General features: G+C 27.5%; 20 protein-coding genes and 2 tRNA genes. 20 read left to right on the top strand and 2 right to left on the bottom strand.

Annotated elements, in window-relative coordinates; translation table 11 throughout:
- Positions 1 to 97 precede the first annotated feature (97 nt).
- The 19 genes from ACTHUW_RS10635 to ACTHUW_RS10545 all read left to right on the top strand — a co-directional run bounded on the left by ACTHUW_RS10635 (position 98) and on the right by ACTHUW_RS10545 (position 15,720).
- Positions 98 to 1,963, top strand: a complete 1,866-nt coding sequence (locus ACTHUW_RS10635; protein ID WP_442213243.1) for an LTA synthase family protein — start codon at positions 98 to 100, stop codon at positions 1,961 to 1,963.
- Positions 1,964 to 2,087: 124 nt separating this feature from the next.
- Positions 2,088 to 3,146, top strand: a complete 1,059-nt coding sequence (locus ACTHUW_RS10630) for a YkvI family membrane protein (protein WP_442213241.1) — start codon at positions 2,088 to 2,090, stop codon at positions 3,144 to 3,146.
- Positions 3,147 to 3,185: 39 nt separating this feature from the next.
- A complete protein-coding gene (locus ACTHUW_RS10625; protein ID WP_442213239.1) occupies positions 3,186 to 3,773 on the top strand; it encodes a CvpA family protein in 588 nt (195 codons plus the stop codon).
- Between the two features lie 74 nt (positions 3,774 to 3,847).
- Positions 3,848 to 4,456 (top strand): sulfurtransferase-like selenium metabolism protein YedF, encoded by a 609-nt coding sequence (yedF, locus tag ACTHUW_RS10620; protein ID WP_442198212.1) that lies wholly within the window; start codon positions 3,848 to 3,850, stop codon positions 4,454 to 4,456.
- A gap of 12 nt (positions 4,457 to 4,468) precedes the next feature.
- Positions 4,469 to 4,735: a DUF3343 domain-containing protein gene (locus tag ACTHUW_RS10615; RefSeq protein WP_442198211.1), complete on the top strand. Its 267-nt coding sequence runs from the start codon at positions 4,469 to 4,471 to the stop codon at positions 4,733 to 4,735.
- A 10-nt stretch (positions 4,736 to 4,745) separates the two neighbouring features.
- Entirely contained in the window at positions 4,746 to 5,594 is an 849-nt protein-coding gene (locus ACTHUW_RS10610) for a mechanosensitive ion channel family protein (protein WP_442198210.1), read from the top strand.
- 80 nt (positions 5,595 to 5,674) lie between these two features.
- Positions 5,675 to 5,878 (top strand): DUF951 domain-containing protein, encoded by a 204-nt coding sequence (locus tag ACTHUW_RS10605; protein ID WP_442213237.1) that lies wholly within the window; start codon positions 5,675 to 5,677, stop codon positions 5,876 to 5,878.
- A gap of 84 nt (positions 5,879 to 5,962) precedes the next feature.
- Positions 5,963 to 7,144 (top strand): aminotransferase-like domain-containing protein, encoded by a 1,182-nt coding sequence (locus ACTHUW_RS10600; RefSeq protein WP_442198208.1) that lies wholly within the window; start codon positions 5,963 to 5,965, stop codon positions 7,142 to 7,144.
- A 130-nt stretch (positions 7,145 to 7,274) separates the two neighbouring features.
- On the top strand, positions 7,275 to 7,583 hold the full coding sequence (gene rpsF, locus ACTHUW_RS10595) for a 30S ribosomal protein S6 (protein WP_442198207.1): 309 nt from the start codon (positions 7,275 to 7,277) through the stop codon (positions 7,581 to 7,583).
- Positions 7,584 to 7,609: 26 nt separating this feature from the next.
- Positions 7,610 to 8,089, top strand: a complete 480-nt coding sequence (locus tag ACTHUW_RS10590) for a single-stranded DNA-binding protein (protein WP_442198206.1) — start codon at positions 7,610 to 7,612, stop codon at positions 8,087 to 8,089.
- Positions 8,090 to 8,104: 15 nt separating this feature from the next.
- Complete coding sequence (rpsR, locus tag ACTHUW_RS10585) at positions 8,105 to 8,332, top strand: 30S ribosomal protein S18 (RefSeq protein WP_442198205.1); 228 nt, start codon at positions 8,105 to 8,107, stop codon at positions 8,330 to 8,332.
- 131 nt (positions 8,333 to 8,463) lie between these two features.
- The gene (locus ACTHUW_RS10580) at positions 8,464 to 9,411 is read left to right on the top strand and encodes a YybS family protein (RefSeq protein ID WP_442213235.1); all 948 of its coding nucleotides are present in this window, start codon (positions 8,464 to 8,466) and stop codon (positions 9,409 to 9,411) included.
- A 12-nt stretch (positions 9,412 to 9,423) separates the two neighbouring features.
- A complete protein-coding gene (locus tag ACTHUW_RS10575) occupies positions 9,424 to 11,430 on the top strand; it encodes a DHH family phosphoesterase (RefSeq protein ID WP_442213233.1) in 2,007 nt (668 codons plus the stop codon).
- 2 nt (positions 11,431 to 11,432) lie between these two features.
- Positions 11,433 to 11,879: a 50S ribosomal protein L9 gene (gene rplI / locus ACTHUW_RS10570; RefSeq protein WP_442198202.1), complete on the top strand. Its 447-nt coding sequence runs from the start codon at positions 11,433 to 11,435 to the stop codon at positions 11,877 to 11,879.
- Between the two features lie 53 nt (positions 11,880 to 11,932).
- A complete protein-coding gene (dnaB, locus tag ACTHUW_RS10565; protein ID WP_442213231.1) occupies positions 11,933 to 13,273 on the top strand; it encodes a replicative DNA helicase in 1,341 nt (446 codons plus the stop codon).
- An 81-nt stretch (positions 13,274 to 13,354) separates the two neighbouring features.
- Positions 13,355 to 14,566: an FprA family A-type flavoprotein gene (locus ACTHUW_RS10560; protein ID WP_442198200.1), complete on the top strand. Its 1,212-nt coding sequence runs from the start codon at positions 13,355 to 13,357 to the stop codon at positions 14,564 to 14,566.
- Between the two features lie 61 nt (positions 14,567 to 14,627).
- Positions 14,628 to 15,323, top strand: coding sequence for a GNAT family N-acetyltransferase (locus ACTHUW_RS10555; protein ID WP_442198199.1), 696 nt, complete (start codon positions 14,628 to 14,630; stop codon positions 15,321 to 15,323).
- A gap of 241 nt (positions 15,324 to 15,564) precedes the next feature.
- Positions 15,565 to 15,640 (top strand) — tRNA-Lys (locus ACTHUW_RS10550).
- 5 nt (positions 15,641 to 15,645) lie between these two features.
- Positions 15,646 to 15,720: transfer RNA gene (locus ACTHUW_RS10545), tRNA-Glu, on the top strand.
- 61 nt (positions 15,721 to 15,781) lie between these two features.
- Here ACTHUW_RS10545 and ACTHUW_RS10540 read toward each other — a convergent pair.
- Positions 15,782 to 16,765 (bottom strand): ATP-binding protein, encoded by a 984-nt coding sequence (locus ACTHUW_RS10540; RefSeq protein ID WP_442198198.1) that lies wholly within the window; start codon positions 16,763 to 16,765, stop codon positions 15,782 to 15,784.
- Between the two features lie 11 nt (positions 16,766 to 16,776).
- Positions 16,777 to 17,862, bottom strand: a complete 1,086-nt coding sequence (locus ACTHUW_RS10535; RefSeq protein WP_442198197.1) for a DnaD domain protein — start codon at positions 17,860 to 17,862, stop codon at positions 16,777 to 16,779.
- 154 nt (positions 17,863 to 18,016) lie between these two features.
- Between ACTHUW_RS10535 and ACTHUW_RS10530 the strand changes: the two genes are divergently transcribed.
- Positions 18,017 to 19,003: a peptidoglycan DD-metalloendopeptidase family protein gene (locus ACTHUW_RS10530; protein ID WP_442198196.1), complete on the top strand. Its 987-nt coding sequence runs from the start codon at positions 18,017 to 18,019 to the stop codon at positions 19,001 to 19,003.
- Positions 19,004 to 19,072: the final 69 nt, after the last annotated feature.

The following is a 19,072-nucleotide window of genomic DNA, read 5'->3' as shown; positions in this document are numbered from 1 at the left end:
GCCTTGGGAGAGTAGGACGTTGCTGGTTTTTTCTTGCGTAAAAAAAGAGATTTATAGTATAATTAAAGACAAGTCTTTTATAAGTAGGTGAAAAAACATGTTTAAATTTAATTATAAAAAAATATTTAATAATGTTATATTTACTATATTTATATTAACTTTAATAAAGTTAATATTTTTATATAATTTTACTATTAAAGAAGATATAATGAAAACCTTCTTATATACCTTGCCAATTGCTTTATTTATTTATAGTTTACTTTATTTCATGAATACTAAATATTCTAAAATAATAATATTTAGTATTCAGGCTTTAATTTCAGTATTATTATTTATAGATTTAGTATACTATGGATACTATGGTTTTTTACCCTCTGTAAATATGTTTTTATTTGTAGGTGCAGCAGGAGAAGTATGGAAAAGCATATTAGCTATTTTAAGACCAATATATTTTCTGATGTTTATAGATTTAATACCCCTAGCAATTTATTTGATAAAGACAGATAAAAAAACAATATCTTTTAAAGTCAATAAAAAAGTAATTGCTTCATTTTTAATTGCAACTTTATGTCTTGGCTCTGCTTTATATTTATTGAATTTTAGAGGCAATTCAACATATGCTTATAATAATTATGGAGTATTTACCTATCATATATATGATGTATATACTAACTTTTTAAATAAATCAGAAAAGAATTTGACAGCAAGTGAGCTTAAAGAAAGTATTAATACCTTTTCTGCTAAGGATAAAGAAAAAAACAAGAAAAGATATAATGGAATTGCTAAAGATAAGAATATTATTGTGGTGCAATTTGAATCTTTAAATGATTTTCTTATAAATAAAGAGTATAAGGACCAAGAAATAACTCCAAATATAAATAAATTAATATCTAAAGATAGTATATATTTCAATAATTTTTATCAACAAGTAGGTCCAGGCAATACCTCAGATGCCGAATTTGTATTAAGCACTTCATTATTTCCAAGTGATGAATTATCTATATTTAATCATTATAACAATAATTATTATTATACCTTACAGAAAATATTAAAAGAAAATAATTATTCTACTCACGTTTTTCATGGTAATGATAAAGAGTTTTGGAGTAGAGATAAGATGTATCCTAAACTTGGAATTGATGAATTCATATCACTTGAAGATTTTGATTATGAGAAAAAAGATATAATTAATTTAGGATTAAATGATGTAGATTTTTTCAATCAAACCGTAAACCATATGAAAGAATTTAATAAACCATTCTACTCTACAGTTATTAATATAACTAGTCATCACCCTTATGAAATACCAAAAGAATTAAAAGAATTAAAAATAGATAATCAACATAAAAATACTCTGTTTGCAAATTATATTGAAAGTATAAATTATTCTGATAGGGCTTTTGGTGAATTCATACAAAGACTTAAAGAAGAAGGATTATATGAAGAATCTATAATAATATTATATGGTGATCATTCAGGAGTTTATCCTACTGGAGATAAAAGTGAAGAATATATGAAAGAATTTTTAGGTAATGATTATGAATTTGATGAATATATGAACATACCATTAATAATTAACTTACCACAAAGTGGCCTAGAGGAAACTAATGAAATAGTAGGTGGGGAGATAGATCTGATGCCTACAATATTAAATCTTTTAGGAATAGACAATAATAAAGGCAAAAGGTTTGGATCTGATTTAAACAATTCTAATGAAAGTTTTGTATCATTGCTATATCATGTACCAGTTGGTTCCTTTATAGATGATGAAAAAGTATTTAGAATGTCAAATGATGGAATATTTGAAAATAGTATAGCCTGGAATAAAAATACTAAGAAAGCTATTGATATAGAAGAATGCAGAGCTGGATATGAAAAAGCCATTAAGAGATTTGAAGAAGGACAAATCATATTAGAAAATGATTTAATAGATGATATTATAAGAGAACAAAAAAACAAATAATATTTCCAAGGCAATATTACCCGGGAAATTGTCATATAAAGTCGGAAATATGTAATTATAATAAAGAGTAGTATAAAGACCTCGCCTTAAACATATAAATTAGTGTTTAAGAGGAGGTTTTATTTTGCATATAAATACTATCAAAGCAATTTTCATATATATAGGAACTATCATAGGAGCTGGATTTGCATCAGGTAAGGAAATAACACATTTTTTTGCTATATATGGAGCTAAAGGTATATGTGGAATTCTTATAACGTCTATATTGTTTTCTATAATTCCTATAATAGTATTATTAAGAATCAAAAAACATAATATTAAAACTTATGATAGTTTACTTATAAATATATTAGGTAAAAGAATAGGGAAATACGTAGATTTTATTTTAAGTTTATATTTATTTATAAGTTATTCTATTATGATAGCAGGTGGAGCTACAATATTAAAGGAAAGATTTAACATCACCTTTTTTCATGGAATAATGACTATGTCTATTTTAACTCTTATAGTTTTTATATTTAGCATAAAGGGTCTTTCATATGCTAATTTGATACTTATTCCAATACTGATAATTGGAATAATATTTATAGGGTCTTATATTATATATATCAATGGTTTAAACTTTAGTAACTATAATGGAGTTAATATAACTAAAAATGGAAACTGGTTAAGTTCAGCCCTCTTATATGTGAGTTATAATAGTCTTTCTTGTATGGTAATACTTGTTACAATAGAAGAACTCTTAAAAAATAAAAAACAAATAATAAAAGTAGGCTTATTTGGAGGTAGCATATTAGGTATAATGGCACTATTCATATTGATTCCCCTCCTAATCAGATATACTGATGTAATAGGGGTGGAAGTACCCATGATAGCTATTTCATCAAATATAAGCAATGTTTTTTTATATATCTATACTTTTATAATATTATCAGCCATGTTTACTACTGCAATAGGAAGTGGATTTAGTTTAATATCTAGGATGAATAAAAAAGTAAAACTAAATAAAAATATATTAGCATTTTTTCTTATATTAATATCAATTCCCTTATCTTATATTGGATTTTCTAATTTAATCACTACACTATATCCATTATTTGGATACTTAGGTTTATTTATAATTAGCTTTATATTACTAGACAACTTAAAATGTAAAATATTTTCTAAAAGTAATAATAAATGATATAATGTAATAAATATAAAAGTTAGAAAGGAAATACTTATGAATATAATAGATATAATTATTTTAGTAATCATAGGATTATCCACCTTATCTGGATATCGCAAAGGATTTATATTATCACTTTTTAGTGTTTTAAGATTATTTCTATCTATAATAATAGCTAGGGCAATCTATCCGCATGTAATGGATTTTTTAACTCAAAATACTAATATATATAATAGGATAAACAACTTTATTTATCCTAAAATAGAAGCTTTAACTAATGGGCAAAGTTTATTTACAGCTAATACCATATCTGATTTAATAATTAGTTTAGTAATAATGTTTGTAATATATCTTATAATCAATTTGCTACTATCTATAGTAATTAGAACAATAGATAGCTTTTTTAAACTCCCAATATTGAATACTTTAAATAAATTTAGCGGACTGATATTTGGAATAATCAAAGGATTTTTGATTGTTTTTATAATATATGCCCTATTAACCCCTGTAATTGCATTAGATGGACAAGGTTTAATTGCAAGTAAAACAATGGAATCTATGCTAGGAAAATATTTTTATAGGCCTGGTTTTTTAATAAATTATTTAAAAAACAATTATCTATACTTAATGAATATATTATAAAGTTTATCTATATAAGATTGATTTTTTAAATAAAATGATATAATTAGTATATTAAATTTAAAGGAGATGTTTTTTTGGGAAAACAATTAGATGCAAGAAATCAAGATTGTCCAAAGCCTGTTATAATGACTAAAAAGGCTTTAGATGCAATAGAAAATGGAGAATTAAATGTAATTGTAGATAATGAAGTAGCAAAGGAAAATGTATCTAAATTTGCAAATAGTAAAGGGTTTAAATATGAAGTATCTAAAAATAATGAAGATGATTTTATTATCAATATAATTAAAGGAACGAAGGATAATAATATAGATGAAGAAAGTAATAAGATATGTGAACCTAATACATTTAAAGATACTACTATAATTATAAATTCCAACAAGATGGGTGAAGGAGAAGAGGAATTAGGTAAGATGTTGATTAAAGGATTTATATATTCTTTGACTGAATCTTTACCATATCCTTCTACTATACTTTTCTATAATAATGGAGCAAAGCTTACTGTTGAAGGATCTGAGTGCCTAGAAGATTTAAAGGTTTTAGAAGAAGCTGGTGTTGAGATACTTTCTTGTGGTGCATGCTTAAATTATTATAAAATTGAAGACAAGTTAAAAGTAGGATCAGTTACGAATATGTATACTATAGTAGAAAAAATGAAAAATGCTACAAACACTATAACTATATAAGGTGGGAAAAATTTGTTAAATAAAGAAATGCATATTATAGCTTTTGAGTCCACTCATCATGCTATAAAAGCAGAAAAAGAAATTAAAGCTGAAGAAATTAATATTAAAACCATTCCAACCCCTAGAGAAGTTTCTGTAAGTTGTGGTTTATCTATAAAATTTGATTATAAGGATTTAAATAGGATAAAAGATATAATAGGTCACTATGATCTTTCTATTTCTGGAGTGTATAAAATTTATAGAAAAGATAATAAAAGAGTAGCAGAAAAATTAATTTAGAGGTGGTAAAATGGATTTTAATTTAAAGGATTTTAACTTAGATACAAATTTGCTTGTATCAATACTTACATCAATACTTCAGGTAATATTAATTTTATTTATATCTGGTATTGTAATAGCTGTAGCTAAAAAACTAATCACAAGATTCTTTGATGGTAGAAAAGAATCTAAATTTAATAGGATGGATGGTGCAAAAGCAGATACATTAGCATCTACAGCAAAAAGTGTTGCAAAATATGTCATATACTTTATTGCTGCTATATCTATACTTGAAGTTTTTGGTGTAGATACTAAAGGAATAATAGCAGCAGCAGGAATAGGTGCTATAGCAATTGGATTTGCTGCACAAAATTTAGTTGAAGATATTATAACAGGTTTTTTTATTTTATTTGAAGATCAGTTTTCAGTAGGAGATTATATTGCTGTAGGTGGTATAGATGGAACTGTAGAAGAACTTGGCCTTAGAATAACTAAGATACGTGGTTTTGATGGTTCACTTAACATTATTCCAAACAGACAAATAGAAATAGTAACAAATAAAATAAGAGGCAATATGCGAGCTAAGGTAGATGTAGGTATAGCTTATGAAGAAGATGTGGATAGAGCAATGAGTGTAATAAATAAAATAGCTGAAGAATATAAGGGTGAAAATGAAGATATAATAGAAGGACCAACAGTTTTAGGGGTATCAAATCTAGGAAGCTCTGATGTTGTTATATCTATAGTTGCTAAAACAAAACCTATGAGCCAATGGGGAGTAGAAAGAGAATTAAGAAGAAGAATCAAAAATACTTTTGACAAAGAAAATATAGAAATACCTTATCAAAAACAAGTAATTTATAATAAAAAAGAAGATTAATTTTAAAAAATAAAGATATAGTGTATAATATAGGCAGGGAGTTCCCTGTCTATATTAAATATTATAAGAGGTGAAACTATATGAATACTATAGGACTTAAATCTGGAGATATAATAAAATTTAAAAAAACACATCCTTGCGGTGAAGATAAATGGGAAGTTTTACGCTCAGGAGTAGACTTTAAATTAAGATGTGTTGGATGTGATAGGATGGTATGGATTCCTAGACGCAAATTAGATAAAAGAATAAAAAATATAATAACAAAAGAAGAGAATGAAATTTAAATAAAATGTAATTGGACATAAAGACATATTTCTAGTAAAATGGATATTAGGGAAAACGTTTTAAAATTTAATGGGGGTGTAATAATGGATTTAAATTATTCAAAAAGAATGGATTCAATAAAAGCATCAGAAATAAGAGAGTTATTAAAATTAACACAACAACCTGAGATAATATCATTTGCTGGAGGATTACCTGCTCCAGAACTATTTCCAGTAGAAGAAATAAAAGATGTAACAGGAAAAGTTTTAGATGATATGGGTATGCAGGCACTTCAATATGGGCCTACAGAAGGATATGATCCTTTAAGGGAAAAGATAGCAAAAAGAATGAAGAAATATGGTATTGAAACTGATATGAAAAATATCTTAATAACTAGTGGTTCTCAACAAGGACTTGATTTTACAGGGAAGATATTTTTAAATGAAGGTGATGTAGTTTTATGTGAAAGCCCAAGTTATCTTGGAGCTTTGAATGCTTTTAAAGCTTATGAGCCTAAATTCATTGAAATTCCAACAGATAATGATGGCATGGATATGGAAAAATTAGAAGAAGTATTAAAAACAACTGATAATGTAAAAGTTTTATATGTAATACCAGATTTTCAAAACCCATCTGGGAGAACTTGGTCAGTAGAAAGAAGAAAGAAAGTAATCGAACTTGCAAACAAATATAATTTACCAATAGTAGAAGATAATCCTTATGGTGAATTAAGATTTGAGGGTGAAATGCCTCCTTCTATAAAATCATTTGATACTGAAGGAAGAGTAATATTTTTAGGAACATTCTCTAAAACATTATGTCCAGGATTCAGACTTGGTTGGACTTGTGCAGAAGATGAAGTTTTAAATAAATATATTCTTATAAAGCAAGGATCAGACTTACAAGCTTCTACTTTTTCACAAATGATCTTAGATAGATTTTTAACTGATTATGATTTAGATGAACATATTGAAAAAATAAAAACAGTATATAGAAAAAGACGTGATTTAATGCTTGATACTATGGAAAAAGAATTTCCAAAGGAAGTTACATTTACTAGACCTGAAGGTGGTTTATTTACTTGGGTGACACTTCCAGAACATATAAATGCACGCATATTAGCTCCTATGTGCATTAAAAAGAAAGTAGCATTTGTACCAGGAGGATCTTTTTATCCTAATGGAGGAAATGAAAACACTCTTAGAATCAATTATTCAAATATGGATGAAGAAAGAATTGTTATTGGAGTTAAGAGGCTAGCAGAATCTATAAAAGAAATGATGTAAGAATAAAATCTTGAGGGAAGTCCCTCAAGATTTTATTTGCATATATTATGTAAAAGTGTTATAATACATTGATGGAAACATCCTTGTCCTTTTTTAAAAAGGACCAAAGTCCACAAGGAGGTGAAAAGAAATGAGAAATTATGAGGCAGTATTTATATTTGAAACTTCATTAGAAGAAGAAAAGAGAAATAATATTTTTGATAGATTTAAAGGTATTATAGAAGCAGAAGGTACAATTACAAATATTGATGAATGGGGAGTTAGAAAACTTGCTTATGAAATCAATGATTTAACAGAAGGATATTATATTGTAATGACATTTGAAGGCGATACAGCAGCTATTAATGAGATGGATAGAATATCTAAAATCACAGATGGCATTATGAGACTTATGATAGTACGTGATGAAGAAGAAAAAAAAGAAAAGAAAGAAAAATAGAGAAAAAATAAAGGGGGTCGAACTTTGTGAATAAAGTAATTTTAATTGGAAGATTAACGGCTGACCCAGAGCTTAGATTCTTAGCCGGAAATGGAACAGCAGTTTCTACATTTACTTTGGCTGTTGATAAGAATCTATCTAAAGACAAAAGACAAGAATTCGAACAGCAAGGAAAGCCAACAGCAGATTTTTTACGAACCGTAGTTTGGGGAAGACAAGCTGAAAATTGTGCAAATTATCTTTCTAAAGGAAAACTGACAGCAGTTGAAGGTAGAATAGAAACCAGAAGCTATGAAAATGCACAAGGCCAGAGAGTATATATGACTGAAGTTATAGCTGAAAGAGTACAATTCTTAGAATGGGGAGATAATAATAACTCTTCAAACAAAGGATATAGTAACAATAAGAGCAATAACAATAATAACAACAATAGTAATAATGACTCTATGGATTTCTCTGGAGCTGATGGATTCCAACCTGTAGACGATGAAGATATTCCATTCTAAAGGAGGGAAATAAAAATGGCAAGAAGAAATTTTGGTAGAAGAAAAAAAGTATGTAATTTTTGTGTAGATAATATTGATCACATTGATTATAAAGATTTAAATAGATTAAAGAAATATGTTACTGAAAGAGGTAAAATTCTTCCTAGAAGAATCACAGGTACTTGTGCTACTCATCAAAGAGGAGTTACAAGAGCTATAAAAAGAGCTAGAACAGTAGCTTTATTACCATATACAGCAGAATAAATATAAGAGAAGGAGAAATCCTTCTTTTTTTATATTATTATTTGTTGTTAAAGTGAGCAAATATATAATATAATATATTATAGTGTATATTTTAGTTTTTAAATAAACTAAAAAATAAGGAGTGAGATTTTTTGAATTTAAACGACAAAACTCGTATGATAACTGAATCAGCAGTTATAGTAACTATTATGACTATATTTGTATTCTTAGGACTTTATTTAACTCCAATAATATTACTTTTATATCCAATACCATTTATAGTTTTAGGAATAAGGCATGATGTTAAATCGAGCGTACTTACATTGTTTGCATCCTTTATATTAGTTTCAATACTAATTGATCTAATTACAGCTTCACTTGTAACAATAATTTTTGGACCATTAGCTATAGCACTGAGTTTTATCATAAAGAAAAATTATAGCTCATATAAGATTGTAGTTATTGGAACAGCAGTCTCCTTCTTATCAATTGTTGCTATTTTACTTATAACAGATTATATTACTGGAGTTAGATTTTACGATTTATTAAAAGAACAATTTGAACTTGTATTATCTACACAAGAAAGTGTATTAAATGGGATGGAAATATCATCATATAGAGTAGAAGAGCTTTTAGAAAATTCATCTCTTTTATTAGATAATACAATGCTTATATTTCCTGCTATATTAATATTAGTTTCTTTATTTAGTAATTATATAAATTACTTTATATCTGTAGCTATATTAAAAAGACTACAGTATAAAAATATAAACATGCCTTTATTTTCTAGATTTAGATTACCAAATAATATTGCAGCAGGAATAGTATCTATAGCTATAGCTTCAACCATTATAAGCTATTATAAATTGTTTAATTATGATACAATAATTTTAAATATAACTATATTAATCTTATTCTTATTCTTCTTACAAGGATTGGCTGTAATAGTATATTTATTAAGTAAAACTAAAATCAATAGTATCTTAAGAGCTACTATAATAGCCTTTTTAATATTATCAAGTCCACTTATGATGATTATATCCTTATTTGGTCTAATAGATACAATAGTTGATTTTAGAAAATTAAAAGAAGTCAAATAGTGGGGGATTAATATGTCTGAAAAAAAAGGTTTTAAATTCTTGAATTTTGACAATAAGATTTATTTATTCATAATAGGTATATTTGTAGCTATCTTATTTTTTTATGAGCCAATAATAGCTGGGATTGGTATTTTAGTTTTAGCCTATTTAATATTTAATCATTGGAATAATGTTCAGATAAGAAAGGTAGAATGGACTGAATATATAGAAGGATTAATGGATGAATTTGATTCTGCAACAAAACATGCAGTTCTTAATTTACCGCTTCCCTTTATGATGGTAGAATTAGATGGTAAAATAAGTTGGTACAATCCTAAATTTAGTGAAATGGTTGAAAGAAAGGATATATTAGAACAAAACATATCTGATATTGTACCATTATTTAATATGAAAGAAATAACAAATGAAAAAAAAGATAAGAGTATAGATGTAGTGTTTAAAGATAGGAATTACAAAGTTTTATATAATATAGTAAAGGTAAATAAGAAAAATTCTGATAAAGAATATTTAGTTATGTTATATTGGCTAGATAATACTACCTTAACTATTTTAAAACAAAAATATAATGATGAAAAAATGAATATATGTTTAATAGAAGTAGATAATTATGATGAAGTAATGAGAGATACTGAAGAGGCAAAAAGGCCCATATTACTTGCAGAAATAGATAAAAGATTAAATTCTTTTGCTTCTAGTATAAATGGTTTTATAAGAAAATATGAATCAGATAAATATTTAATCATATTTGAAAATAGTCATTTGGAAGATTTAGAAAGTAAAAAGTTCAATGTATTAGATGATATAAGAAATATTGATAAGGGAAATAAAACACCAGTAACTCTTAGTATGGGTGTAGGAGTAAATGGTAAAAACCCTGCTCAAAGTTATGACTTTGCAAGAGCTGCAATAGATATTGCCTTAGGTAGAGGTGGAGATCAATCTGTAGTTAAAAAGATAGAAAAATTAAGTTTTTATGGTGGTAAAAGTAAGGCAGTTGAAAAAAGAACCAAAGTTAAGGCAAGGGTAATAGCTCATGCTTTAAGACAGCTAGTTGTTCAAACAGATAAAGTATTTATAATGGGTCATCAAAATCCTGATATGGATAGTTTAGGAGCTGCCATAGGTGTTTTAGCTGCAGTAAAACACAAGAAAAAAGAAGGCTATATTGTACTTAAAGAATCTAATCCTTCCATAAAAAATTTATATAACAAGCTAAAAGAAGAACATCCAGAATATATGGATTATATAATATCTCCAGAAGAAGCTGTCGATATGGCAGAATCTGATTCACTTTGTGTAGTAGTAGATATTCATAGACCAAAATCCACTGAAGCTCCAGAGCTTTTAGAGATAATAGATAAGGTTGTTTTGATAGATCATCATAGACGTGGAGCTGAGTTCATAGAAAATCCAGTATTGGTTTATCTAGAACCCTATGCTTCATCTACCTGTGAACTCATAACAGAGATACTTTATTATTATATGAATGAAAAAATGGAAATAGAAAAATTTGAAGCTGAAGCATTATTGTCTGGAATAAGTGTAGATACTAAGAGCTTTACCTTTAAAACTGGAGTTAGAACATTTGAAGCAGCTTCAATGTTAAGGCGGGCAGGTGCCGATACTACTGCTGTAAGGTTATTATTCCAAGATGATTTAGATACTTTTATTGCAAAAGCAAAAGTGGTAGAAAGAGCAAAAGTAGTAGGGCGTGGTAAAATTGCCATAAGTTATATGGACGTTGACAAGGATGATTCCATATTAATTGCAGCACAATCTGCAGATGATTTATTAAATATAAATGGTATATCCGCTTCATTTGTACTGGTACCTACAGGAGATAGAATTCACATATCTGGAAGATCCCTTGGTGATATCAGTGTACAATTAATACTTGAAAAATTAGGTGGCGGAGGTCACTTGACAGTAGCAGGTGCTCAGTTAGATAATATAGATATAGATGATGCAAAGCTTAAATTAGAAGAAGTAATAAATGAATTCTTAAAGGAAGGTGAATAGTAATGAAAGTTATTTTATTAGAAAATGTAAAGGGCCTTGGTAAAAAAGGTGATTTAGTAAAGGCAAAAGATGGTCACGCAAGGAACTACCTATTACCTAAAAAACTTGCTAAGGAAGCAACTGATGGAAATGTAAAGCAATTAAAAGAACAAAAAAATGCAAAGATGCTAAAGAAAGAAGAAGAAAAAGAAAAAGCTCAAAAATTAGCAGAAGAACTATCCAATATAATAGTAAGAATACAGAGCAAATCTGGTGATGAAGGAAAATTATTTGGTTCTGTTACAACAAAAGATATTGCTAGTGCACTTAAAAAACAAGAAAACATAAAAATAGATAAAAGAAAGCTAGTATTAGACAATAATATAAAGACACTTGGAACTACTATTGTAAAAGTTAAGGTATATCCTGAAATTACAGCAAATCTTAAAGTACAAGTTATAGAACAATAAGATTAATAGGTACAGTTAAACTGTACCTATTAATTTATTAGAGGTGATAAAAAATGGAAGAATTAAAAAAACTAGGAAATATTCCTCCCCATAGTATAGAGGCAGAACAGTCTGTTTTAGGTGCTATGATCTTAGATAAGGATGCTATAATTGCAGCCTTAGAAATACTAAGAGCAGAAGATTTTTATAAAGAAGCTAATGGGGAAATATTTGAATCTGTATTAGAATTATATAATAGAAATGAGCCAGTAGATCTTATAACTTTATCTGAAGAACTTAAGAAAAGAGATACATTAAATGCAGTTGGAGGAATAGGCTATTTAACGGATCTTTCCGATGGTGTATCTACAACTTCTAATATAAAATCATATTGTGAAATAGTAGAAGAAAAATCATTATTAAGACGTCTTATAAAGGCATCAAATGAAATAATAAGTGAAGGCTATAAAGACGATAAAGAAATAGAAGATGTTATTGAAATGGCTGAAAAGAGAATATTTGAGATAACACAAAGACAACGTCATGAAGGCTTTACTACTATGAAAAATGCACTTATGGAAACTCTTTCAAGGATAGAAGAAATGAGTAAATTAGGTGGAGGAATTACAGGAATACCAACAGGTTTTAATGATTTAGACAGTAAAACTTCAGGCCTTCAAAAATCAAATTTAATACTTGTTGCTGCAAGACCATCTATGGGGAAAACAGCATTTTCTGTAAATGTAGCTCAAAATAGTGCCTTACAAGGCAATTCAACTATAGCAATATTTAGTCTGGAGATGTCTAAAGGACAATTAGTACAACGTATGCTAAGTTCTGAAGCTCATATTGAAATTCAAAAAATATTATCAGGAGATTTATCTGAAGAAGAATGGATAAGACTTAGTAAATCGATGGGTCCCTTATCTCAAGCAAAAATTTTCATAGATGATACTCCTGCCATATCACTTGCAGAAATGAAAGCTAAATGTAGAAAACTTAAAATAGAACAAGGTCTAGATTTAGTTATGATAGATTATCTTCAACTTATGAGTGGTGATGGAAGAATTGAAAATAGACAACAGGAAATATCAAAATTATCTCGTGGCTTAAAGGAAATGGCAAGAGAATTAGATATTGCTGTAATGGCTTTATCTCAGCTTTCTCGTGCGCCTGAACTTAGATCAGACCATAGGCCTATCATGAGTGATTTAAGAGAATCAGGAGCAATAGAGCAGGATGCAGATGTTGTTATGATGCTTTATCGTGATGAATATTATCATCCTGATACTGAAAAGAAGAATATAGGTGAAGTTATAATAACAAAACAACGTAATGGTCCTACAGGAACAGTAGAGTTAGTGTGGATGGGCCAATTTACCAAGTTCTTAAATATGGAAAGATATAGAGAGTAGTAGAAATGGTTAAATATTATTAAAACAGGGTATAAATATAATTGATAGTATAAGCAGAAAATTGAAATAGGAGGAAAAAACATGGATAACACAAAAATATTAGATTTAAAAGATGATGTAAAGTGGATAGGAATATTAGATCCTAGCCTTATAACATTTGATGTAGTTATGGAAACTCAATATGGAACAACTTATAATTCTTATTTTATAGATGCAGATAAAAAAGCTATAATTGAAACATCAAAAGAAACTTACAAAGATGAATATATAAAAAAAGTTAAAAAAGTTGTGAACCCAGAAGAAATAGAATATATTATAATGAATCATACAGAACCAGATCATTCAAGTAATCTAAAACATTTGTTAAAAATAGCACCTAATGCAAAGGTTGTAGCAACTAAATCAGCAATAAACTTCTTAAAGCACATGATAAACTTTGAATTTGATTATATGGAAGTAAAAGATGGAGATAGCCTAGATTTAGGAAATAAAACCCTTAAATTTATAGCAGCACCATTTCTTCATTGGCCAGATACAATGTATACTTATATAGAAGAAGATAAAATACTCTTTACTTGTGATTCATTTGGATGTCACTACTGTGATGAAAAAATGTTTGATGACCAAGTAGGCAATTTTGATGATGCATTTAAATATTACTTTGATGTAATAATAAAGCCATTTAGTGGTTTTATGCTAAAGGCAATAGATAAAATAAAAGATTTAGATATAGATATAGTAGCCCCAGGACATGGCCCAATACTAAGAAGCAAGTGGGAAAAGTATGTTAATTGGTCAAAAGAGCTTTCACAACCAATAGAAACAGAAAAAACAACAATATTTATACCATTTGTATCAGCATATGGCAATACTAAGAAAATGGCTGAAAAAATCAAAGAAGGTATAGAGTCTGTAGGAGAAATAAAAGTTGATCTAGAAGATATAGAGCATATGGATCAATTTGAACTTGAAGAAAAAATAGAAGCTTCAAATGCAATATTAATAGGTTCTCCAACTATAAATCAGAATACACTTCTTCCAATATATAAATTATTTGCAGTATTAAATCCTATAACAAATAGAGGAAAACTTGCAGGTGTATTTGGATCCTATGGATGGGGTGGAGAAGCTATAAGAATAGTAGAAGATAATATCAGAAATCATAAATTAAAACTTGCTATAGATTCACTCAAAACTACATTTGTACCATATGAAGAAACCTATAAAGAATGTTTTGAGTTTGGAGCTAAATTTGGAGAAGAAGTATTAGGCAAGGTTAAAAGTTCTAGCTAGAATTTTTCATAAATATATTATATAATGAGGATATAATTATAATACTTTAAGGAGTGATTTTATGAGCATATACCCTAATAGTAGGATAAAAATAGACAAACTGAGATTAGAAGATATATATCAAATGAGTAATTGGGGTAGGCATGAAAGTCTGCTTTTTAAAGACTATAATTTTCCTGTAATGGATGATAGACAAATTTATGAATGGTATAGATTTAAAGTAAAAAGTAAAAATAAAAAAAGTTTTTCAATAAAACTATCCGATGGAAAACTGATAGGATATTTAACTATAAGAGAGATAAAAAAACTTAGGAAAGTAGGGACATTAGGCTTGGTATTGGATCCTAATTATATGAGTAATGGCTACGGAACCGAAGCTTTATTATCGTTCTTAGAATATTATTTTAAAGAATTAAAGTTGAAAAAGATGATACTTCAAGTAGCTAAATTTAATAAAAGAGCAATCAAATGTTATGAAAAATGCGGATTCAAATTAATCAAGGAATATTATGAATATATGGATGTTCAAGATATTAATTTGGAAGAAGAATTATCTGAAGATGAAGTTAGTGAAAGCTTTAAAATTAGAAAAGATATAAAATATATGGGTTTCTATAAAATGGAAATTAATTCTGAAGAATTTGAAACCCGAACTAAAGGAATATCACAAAATGTGTATAACTTTGTGGATATGTGGAAAAGATTTAATGCTAGTCCCCAATATATTGATAATAACAAACTAAAAAATACACAATAAAGTATATTAAATAAAAACAACTTATATCTTAAAGAATATAAGTTGTTTTTTAATTGACTATAATACGAATGAACATACACAATGTAAGTTAATGGTGCGTATTTATATTTGTTAGTATATTCAAGGATAATGTTATAAAAAAGACAATTAAAAATTTGGTGAAATTTGTTGACAAGCTATAAAAAGTCATGTATCATAGTAAAAGTGAGTTGGTCATGATCCATTAGTGGTTGTCCATCACGACCCATTAGCTCAGTTGGTAGAGCATCTGACTTTTAATCAGGGTGTCCGGCGTTCGAGTCGCCGATGGGTCACCAAATTAGGCCCTATGGTCAAGCGGTTAAGACACCGCCCTTTCACGGCGGTAACCCGGGTTCAAGTCCCGGTAGGGTCACCATAAGTTTCAATATAAAATTAAAAAAAAGGCTGGAGAGCGCTGTGACCTCTCTAGTCTTTTTTTATGTTTCCCATCTTAAATCATCACCATAAAATTTAAGTGGTACAAAATTACTAAATATCCTTGAAAATGTTCTATCTGTATAAGTATCTGCAAATTCCTTAGGTGATAGATTTGTAGAAATAATCATTTTCTTTCCTTCTAAAAGTCTTGTATTGACTATATTAAATATTTCAGTATTAGTAAAAGAATTTGTAAATTCAGTACCAAGATCATCTATTATAAGTAAATCTGCAGAAAATAACAAACTATATTCATCTTCTACGCTAGAATTATTATTTCTGTTAAACTTATGACTACTTATTATATCCATTATCTTAAATGCTGTTTGATATATTACTATATGACTTTTATCTAGTAGTGATTTAGCTATACAATTTGCCATAAAAGTTTTCCCAAGTCCTGTTTGACCATAAAAAAGCAAATTTTCACTATTATCTTTTTCAAAGTTCATAACAAAGCCTTCTGATATATTTAATATATTCATCATATTTTCACGAGGAGTTTTTTCTTCATCCTCAATTTTTTCTTCACTAAATATATTTATATCAAAATTGCTGAAGTTTTCTTTTTGAAGAACTTTATCCAAATTACTCATATCATAGGCTTTGTTTATTAGAGATTGTTTAAAGCAAGAACATTTTTCTCCGGTAGATAAATATCCACTGTCCTTGCATTTATTACATTTATAATTTACATCTAGATATTCAAAAGAAATATTGTTTTCTGTAAGTAAGATTGCTTTTTCCCTTTTTAACCTTTCTATTCTCTGCTTCAATTTTTCTATCATAGTGTCATAGTTTAAAGGATTTTCTATAATATATTTTGATAAATCTATGCTTACTTGTTTTATTTCATTATCTATATCTCTAATTTGAGGAATCTTAGTATATACTTCTTGCTTTCTTACCCTTTGTTCATGAACAGCTCTGTCTTTTCTTTTTTCATATTCCATGATAATATTTTTGATTATATCTTTATTCAATGAAATCCTCCTTAACCATTAATTTTCTTTTCAAAGTTCTTCCTCACTTTTTTCTCTAATTCATCAGCAGAATATTTTGTTGTACGTTGTTTAAAATTATGAAATTGAGTATATACTTTCTTCTTTTTAGGAGTGTAAGTATTTTTAGTTGCTTCTTTTGATTCAATCTTTTCAGTTTTAAATTTTTCTTTTCGTGTCTCAACATCTTCTAAGCTACTTACATTATCTTTATACCAGTTTTTAAGTATCCCATCTATATAATCAAAACTAACTTCGCTTATCTTTGTGGTTTCATCACATGCTCTAAGTACTAATTCCATAGTGAAATTCCATTCTTCAAACCATCTGTCAATGTATTTCTTTTGTGGCTCACTTGCAATTCCTTTTAAACCTAAATATCTTATTACTTTATTATATCTATAAAACTTTTCATCCTTATTACTTAAATAATTATCTAATTTTTCTATATTAGTTATATCATCTGCATACCAATTTCTGATGATACCTTCAACATATGAAAGATTTCTTCTGTTTTTCTTTTCAAGAGAAAATTGAAATGCACGAATTATAATCTCAGGACTCATATTATAATTATCTAACCATTCATAAATACGCTTATATTCATTTGGAGTAATATATCTCTTTATTACTATTCTAATTTCGTTAAACATTTCATTTATAATAGGATTATTCTTAGCCTCTACAAGTTCATCTGTTGAAGCAGTATAAGGCTTAATATAATTATTATTTTCCTTTTGTGGTTTTATTATATTATCTATATAAAGCTGTTTAAGATTTAAAAATTCAATATTATATTCCGTATTATCTTGATCTATTGTCAATATCTTTTTAACTATCCCCTTGCGCTCCCAAAAATCCCAAGCACTAAGTACATCACCAAGGGGTATATTTAAATGCTTTGCAATAGTTCTATTATCAACATTTATATTTTCGTCCCTATCCTTAGCATATTTATATCCTAATAAATACACTTTAACATATGTACCATGTGCCATTGGCATAAAGTCATTTATAAAGATATTTTCTATAGGAGTGTCATTTAAATCTATATCTGTAATCTGTATTCTAAAACTCAAATTAATCACCCACCAAACCTTTCTTTATAATAATTATATCATAAAATATAGATGTATATTAAAGATAAAATAAGGCAAAAATATAATAGATAGAATTTCTTTACAATATCATTACAAATTTATTACTATAATATTACGTGATGGAGGAGAAAAAATGTTTAAAAATATAAAGTTTAGTATTATTCTTGTTACTATAATAGCACTAGTATCTTTAAGTAGCGTAACAATGAGTTCTACTTCTACCTTTAAAAACAATATAAATAAAGATGAATTTTCATATGGTATAAGCGTAGATGGTAATATTATAGGTGCTATGAAATCTAAAGTTGAAATTAGAAGAGTATTAGAAGGTATAAAAAAATATTACTCAAAGGATTTAGAATTAAAAAAAATAGAGATATTAGAAGATATAAAAATTGTAAAAGTAAATACACATAAAAAAAATTTACAGACGGAAAAAGAATTATTAAATAAGATTATAAGTAAAAATAAAGATAAAAATAATCCATATATTAGGGTATCAACTGAGGAAAACAATGTGAGATTAGAAGATATACCTTATAAAACTACATATAAAAAAAATAATGATTTATATGTAAATCAAAAAAATATAGAAGAAAAAGGTGAGGAAGGTAAAAAAGAAGTTACATTTAAAATAGAAAAAATAAATGGAATTCAAGTTAAAAAAGAAGTAATAAAAGAAGTGGTAAAACAAGAACCTAAATTAGAGATAATATCTAAAGGGACAAAAAATGAAATAGCTTCACGTGGAACAGGTAAATTTATCATGCCACTTAATGGCAAACTAACTTCACCATTTGGACCTAGATGGGGTAGAATGCATTCAGGAATAGATTTAGCATGTCCTACTGGTACAGATATAAAATCAGCAGATAATGGTATAGTTAAATTTTCAGGGCATAAGGGAACATATGGATATATGATACTTATAGATCATGGAAATGGATATTCTACTAGATATGCTCATTCAAGTAAATTATATGTAAAGGAAGGACAAAAGGTATCAAAAGGTCAAACAATAGCTGCTGTTGGAAGTACTGGTAGGAGTACAGGCCCACATCTTCATTTTGAAATTATAGTAAATGGTCAACATAAAAACCCATATAATTATATAAAATAAAAGACGAACTAGAAATGAACTGACCCATGTCAAGTAGACAAATAAATTAATTAAAATATTATGCACATA

The sequence above is a fragment of the Senegalia sp. (in: firmicutes) genome (genome assembly GCF_052088025.1).
Lineage (GTDB): Bacteria > Bacillota > Clostridia > Tissierellales > SIT17 > Anaeromonas.
Note: the sequence above shows the minus strand (reverse complement) of the source record. Positions and strands in the feature narration are given on the sequence as shown.